The organism is Anabaena sp. UHCC 0451 (assembly GCF_034931405.1).
GTDB lineage: Bacteria > Cyanobacteriota > Cyanobacteriia > Cyanobacteriales > Nostocaceae > RDYJ01.
On record NZ_JAYGHA010000014.1, the window covers coordinates 46,197 to 51,408 of the forward strand.

Sequence of the window (5,212 nt, forward strand, 5' to 3'; positions counted from 1 at the left end):
CAGAAGAAAGATAAATATTCCCTATTCCCCGCGCCTAATTACGAATTACGAAATTAGTTCTCGGAGTTTAGTCCCTACTAAACCACTGCTAAATAATTCTCTGGCTTTGTCTATACCAGCTTGAATATCTGGAGAAATGCCACTATTCCAGAGATAAAAACCACCATTCCATAAGGCTGTTTGCATAAGTTCGCTTGGTTCTCCAGCTAAAACTGATTGCATATTTTTGATGAGTTCTTCTGTAGTCCCAAGGGGGACGTTTTTAGTGATAAAACCGTATTCACGGGGTGCCAGGTGTAACCGTTCTAATTCTGGTGTTTTGGATGAAGATAAGCCAATAATGGCTGTGCGATCGCGTGGTAAATCACAACTACCTTCTAAACCTTTAACAAAGGTATATTTTTTCACTCCTTGTAAATCTAAAGCAGTTTGAAACATGGCTTCAGTCGGTGGATGGACAAAACCGGGAATGATGTGAGCATCACCAGCGTAAGGACACCAAATTAACTCCATTGTCGCTAATGGTGGACGTTTACCTAGTTGGTCGCGGTATTCCCAAAGAGTTTGAGTTAAGGGAAAATGTGTTGGGGTGTAAATAAAACCAATTCCTGTTTGCTCAAATACTTGCTGAGTTTGTATTAGTGGTAAATTTGTCCAATCAACTCCTAAACCTTGCCAAATTTCAATTAAAGGTAAACCGTATTTGGTAGGATAGCGATTTCCTCCGTGCATAATCACAGGTTGTCCCGCAGCAGCTAATAATAAAGCCGTAATAATATTAATTGGAGCAGTGCGAGTTCTGCCATCATAGGGTATACCTAAAACTATTAGAGGTTTTTCAGTTTTGATAGGTTGCAGCTTGGGTCCCAATTCGTCATAAGCATCCAACATTCCCGCTAACTCTTCACCTGTGGGACGTTTGATGCGGTGAGCAATTAAAAACGCACCGATTTGTGCTGGTGTCGCTTCAGCCAATAACATCATTTTCATAGCGGTAGCAGCTTCAGCACGGGTTAAATTTTCTGATGTGTGGCTACCACTACCGACTTTTTGGATAAATTCTCTAAATATATTGGTCATTGGGAACAGGGAACAGGGAACGGGGAACAGGGAATAGGGAATAGGGAATAGGAGGAGTTATTTTAATTTTTAATTTTTAATTGTTAAGAAGCTGAAAGTTTTTGGTCTAGTTGTGGAGGAATATTGTCACGTACTAGTTGCCAAAAGTGTTGAATTGGAGGAATTTGCAGACGGTCTTGAGTTGTTACCATAACTACGCGACGAGTTAAACTGGAATTATCCGGTAAGTTGATATTGCTGGCTAGGGAACGAACTGCAAGACTAGGATCAAATCTGGCTTCTATTAATGCGGAATGGGGTAATAAAGCAATTAGTTCTCCTTGACGGACGACTCCGCGAAAAGCATCTAAGGTGTTTACTTCTAAAGCTGCTTGCAGTTTTGCTTCTAGTTTGTCAAAGCGATCTTGAATTAAACGCTGCATTCCATACCCATCTTTAAATACCACTTGGGGATAAAGAATTAACTCTGACCAAGGGATAGATTCAAACTTAGCTAGGGGATGATTAGCTGATATTAATACTTCTATTGGTTCATCATATAATGTTTGCACGACCATTTCTTTACCAGTGATCAAAAAGCGATTGTGCATGACTATTGCTAGATCAACTAAGCCATCTTTAAGGACTTTGAGAGAGCGATCGCTTCCTAAAGATGTAACTCTTAATTGCACATCTGGATAATCATGACAAAACTTTTGTAAAACTGGTGGTAGGTAAGAAGCACAAACAGAATGAATGGCCGCAATACACAATTCTGGCTGTTTTCCTGTTATTAAATCGGTTAATTCTTGTGTAGCAAATTCCCATTCTTGGCAAATTTTACGAACACGGGGGAGCAAGCGTTCACCACCTAATGTCAGTTTGGCATGAGTTGTTCTATGAAACAGTTCTACACCTAAATCTGCTTCTAAACCCTGTATTTGTCTACTAATTGTTGATTGGGTAACACCACATTTTTTTGCTGCTTGTTGAAAACTGCCAGTTTGGGCGATCGCTAAAAAAGCTTGCAACTGCTCTAGACGCATTTTAAGTAGTAGCCTGAATTTAGTTTAAGACCTGAATTCCCTAAATGAATTTATCTCCTCAGTTTAGTAGATTTTGATACCAATTTCAGAATTCATCGGCTACTAGCAATCTGCTATCTTAAACTGGTTTAACAAATACAGAATCGCTTTCAATCTTAGCTAAATAGGTTTTTAGCGGTTTTTCGGCTGGACTTTTTTGAACTTTACCATCACCGCTGTATTCTGCGTCATGACAAGGACAGACAAAATGATTTTTATTTGCTTTCCATGCAACGGTACAACCTTGATGAGTGCAAGTAGGGTTAACAGCAATTACATCTTTTGCGGCTTTAGATGTACCTACTACTAAAACTGCACCAATTGGAGAATCTTGTACTAATAATTGCCCAGTCTTGTCTAATTCTGCTACAGTACCTACTTTTTGCCAGTCTTTAGTAGCAGCCTGAGCAGGAGAAGATGCAGTTGTGGTTGTGGTTGTGTCGCTAGAACAAGCTGCGATCGCTACAGGTAAGGAACTCGCTAATAAACCTAAACCTACCCAATTAAAAAATTCACGGCGTTTCATAGATACTGTAATTTATGGTCTAATTTTTAACTATTTTCCCAGGATAATTGTGTCAAAATCAACCTGTTATTGCCCTTAACCCAGTCTACAGATTAAACATCAGTTGATGTCTCACTGACTTCCAACTCAGGTGTAGCTTCCTTAACTCTGCGGATGGGTAAATTAGCGATTAAAGCTGTTGTGCGTTGGTTGCTTTCTAGGGAAAACTCCAAGCCATCTGTCTCAATTTCTACATACCGACAAACAATTGCCAGGATTTCCTGGCGCATCTTTTCCAAAGTTTGCGCGTCTAAGTCGGCACGGTCGTGAGCTATAACTACTTGCAGACGACGTTTAACTTGAGTACGACTGGTGTCAGGTGTGCGAACAAAAAGTTTTTCTAAAAGTTCAAGAATCATTGCTGCTAGTTTTAAGGCGGAGACTGGAGAATAAGTTAAACAATCTTTGTCCACAACAATTTCCGCAAGCGGGAAAAGATGTTGTCGTTGGGTGAGTCAAGCTCAAGAAAATCAACAGTTTCCCCTTCTAATCTACGAGCAATGTTCTCAAAAGCTATGGCCGCTAAAGAAGGAGTTTCTGATAATACTAAAGGTTCGCCCCGGTTGGTAGAGACTATAACACGCTCGTCGTCAGGGATTACCCCAATTAAGGGAATGGCGAGAAGTTCCTGAACATCCTGCACAGACATCATATCATTTGCCCGTACCATTGCAGGTCTAATCCGGTTAATTATTAAATTAATCTTTTTAACACCTTGCGCTTCTAGTAAGCCCACTACCCGGTCAGCATCACGGACTGCGGAAATTTCTGGGGTGGTGACAATCAGGGATTCTTTAGCTGGGGCGATCGCATTTTTAAACCCCATTTCAATACCTGCGGGACTATCAATCACCACATACTGGTATTTTTGCGCTAGTGCATTTACCAGTAATTTCATTTGGTCGGGAGTTACGGAATCTTTGGTGCGATTTTGGGCAGCTGGTAACAGAACCAGATTAGGCTGACGTTTGTCTTTAACTAGAGCTTGGTCTAAACGACACTCTCTGGCTAACACTTCTACTGCTGTGTAGACAATGCGGTTTTCTAGTCCCAATAGCAAATCTAAATTTCTCAGACCAAAATCCGCATCAACTAAGGCCACTTGTCGGCCTATTTTGGCCAAAGCCATACCCAAATTTGCGGAAACTGTGGTTTTACCTACTCCTCCTTTACCGGAGGTAATTACAATAATACGACTCATAACAGCAATTGGCTCGATTAGGGTTGGTGGAATATTATATTAGAAACTCTGATTAATCTTACTTAACTGAGTGCGGGAAAAATCAGTAGCTTTGGCGATACGGATGCCTTGGGGTGTGATATGAGCAACTTCAGGAAAAAACTGTGTCAGTGATTTCTCCGGCGCTCTCGCCAATGTATCGGCGATTCGCAGTTGGGTTGGTTCCATTTGCAAAGCCATAATGAGACATTCACGATTTCCCCCAGCACCGGCATGAGCCACCCCCCGCAGACGACCCCAGACGATAATATCTCCATCTGCAATTACAATACCACCGGGATTGATATCTCCTAAAATAATCACTGTTCCTGGATGACGAATTTCTCCACCAGATCGCACAGTCATCTCTAGATAGAGAGCATCTGCTAAAGCTTTGGGAATGATGAGGGGATCGGTGGTGAGGGCTGGTTGTAGCTGTATTTGTTCGACAGAATAACCTAATGTACAAGCGGCGATCGCTGTTTGTCTACGGCTTGTGGCTACAGATTTTAGCTGAAGTTTGATTTCACTTAATGTTTGCGCCAATTCTTGCAGTTGTCTACTATCTAATAAGCGGTCTTTTGCTACTAGATGTACTATGGTGTTATGTGTCCGCAAGCGATCGCTACCATTAAGACGTTGTCTCATTTGTTGCCATATTTGCGACCAACTGACTTCGGAAGCAGGTACTTCCGCTTCAGTGGGCAAAATTAATAACAGTCTTCCCTCCTCTGTTTTTAACTGAACTTGAATATTATTGTTGATATTTGGTTCTAATAATGCTAACTCATCGCTGTTCAAATCAATCAAGTCAGAATTAGATGGTTCTATATTGTGGACTTCAGACTTAGCTTCAGAATTAGAGTCTACATTCCCAGATGAATTAGCTTGTAAATAAACAAGAACAGATTTTAACTCTCCATTAGGGATAATAGAATTATCATCTGCATCATCAACATTACTATCTGCCTCTATATCAACAGGATTGGCAATTTTTTCGGCTCTATCATCTTTAATAGAGATTGATTCTGCATCGGTTAGTGCAGAATTTGACTCCTTGTCCAAATCTTTTGGTGATTTTTTAGAATCAGAATTCATTCTTAATGGGTAATTGGTAATTGGTAATTGGTAATGGGTAATTGGTAAATTTATTCTGAACTCCTGACTTCTGTACGGGCTTATCCCTAACGGGATTGAAAGCATCAGCATTTGGTGTAAAGGCGTAAGGGCGAAGCATTCGTGTAAGGGCGAAGCATTCGTGTTAAGGGCGAAGCATTCGTGTAA

The 5,212-nt window shown here is 40.8% G+C and carries 6 protein-coding genes; all 6 read right to left on the reverse strand.

Features of this window, described 5'->3' with window-relative positions:
• Window positions 1-45: 45 nt before the first annotated feature.
• The 6 genes from VB694_RS11460 to minC all read right to left on the reverse strand — a co-directional run bounded on the left by VB694_RS11460 (window position 46) and on the right by minC (window position 5,026).
• On the reverse strand, window positions 46-1,080 hold the full coding sequence (locus tag VB694_RS11460; RefSeq protein ID WP_323360443.1) for an anthranilate phosphoribosyltransferase family protein: 1,035 nt from the start codon (window positions 1,078-1,080) through the stop codon (window positions 46-48).
• An 83-nt stretch (window positions 1,081-1,163) separates the two neighbouring features.
• On the reverse strand, window positions 1,164-2,105 hold the full coding sequence (locus tag VB694_RS11465) for a LysR family transcriptional regulator (protein WP_323360444.1): 942 nt from the start codon (window positions 2,103-2,105) through the stop codon (window positions 1,164-1,166).
• A gap of 118 nt (window positions 2,106-2,223) precedes the next feature.
• On the reverse strand, window positions 2,224-2,670 hold the full coding sequence (locus tag VB694_RS11470) for a ubiquinol-cytochrome c reductase iron-sulfur subunit (protein ID WP_323360445.1): 447 nt from the start codon (window positions 2,668-2,670) through the stop codon (window positions 2,224-2,226).
• Between the two features lie 92 nt (window positions 2,671-2,762).
• Window positions 2,763-3,068 (reverse strand): cell division topological specificity factor MinE, encoded by a 306-nt coding sequence (gene minE, locus VB694_RS11475; protein ID WP_323360544.1) that lies wholly within the window; start codon window positions 3,066-3,068, stop codon window positions 2,763-2,765.
• 35 nt (window positions 3,069-3,103) lie between these two features.
• On the reverse strand, window positions 3,104-3,910 hold the full coding sequence (gene minD, locus VB694_RS11480) for a septum site-determining protein MinD (protein ID WP_323360446.1): 807 nt from the start codon (window positions 3,908-3,910) through the stop codon (window positions 3,104-3,106).
• Between the two features lie 39 nt (window positions 3,911-3,949).
• Complete coding sequence (gene minC, locus VB694_RS11485) at window positions 3,950-5,026, reverse strand: septum site-determining protein MinC (protein WP_323360447.1); 1,077 nt, start codon at window positions 5,024-5,026, stop codon at window positions 3,950-3,952.
• Between the last annotated feature and the right edge of the window lie 186 nt (window positions 5,027-5,212).

What these genes read in the sequence shown, in the direction of transcription:
- VB694_RS11460 (WP_323360443.1), bottom strand. Translation starts at nt 1,080, where the DNA reads ATGACCAATATATTTAGAGAATTTATCCAAAAAGTCGGTAGTGGTAGC.
- VB694_RS11465 (WP_323360444.1), bottom strand. Translation starts at nt 2,105, where the DNA reads ATGCGTCTAGAGCAGTTGCAAGCTTTTTTAGCGATCGCCCAAACTGGC.
- VB694_RS11470 (WP_323360445.1), bottom strand. Translation starts at nt 2,670, where the DNA reads ATGAAACGCCGTGAATTTTTTAATTGGGTAGGTTTAGGTTTATTAGCG.
- minE (WP_323360544.1), bottom strand. Translation starts at nt 3,068, where the DNA reads ATGATTCTTGAACTTTTAGAAAAACTTTTTGTTCGCACACCTGACACC.
- minD (WP_323360446.1), bottom strand. Translation starts at nt 3,910, where the DNA reads ATGAGTCGTATTATTGTAATTACCTCCGGTAAAGGAGGAGTAGGTAAA.
- minC (WP_323360447.1), bottom strand. Translation starts at nt 5,026, where the DNA reads ATGAATTCTGATTCTAAAAAATCACCAAAAGATTTGGACAAGGAGTCA.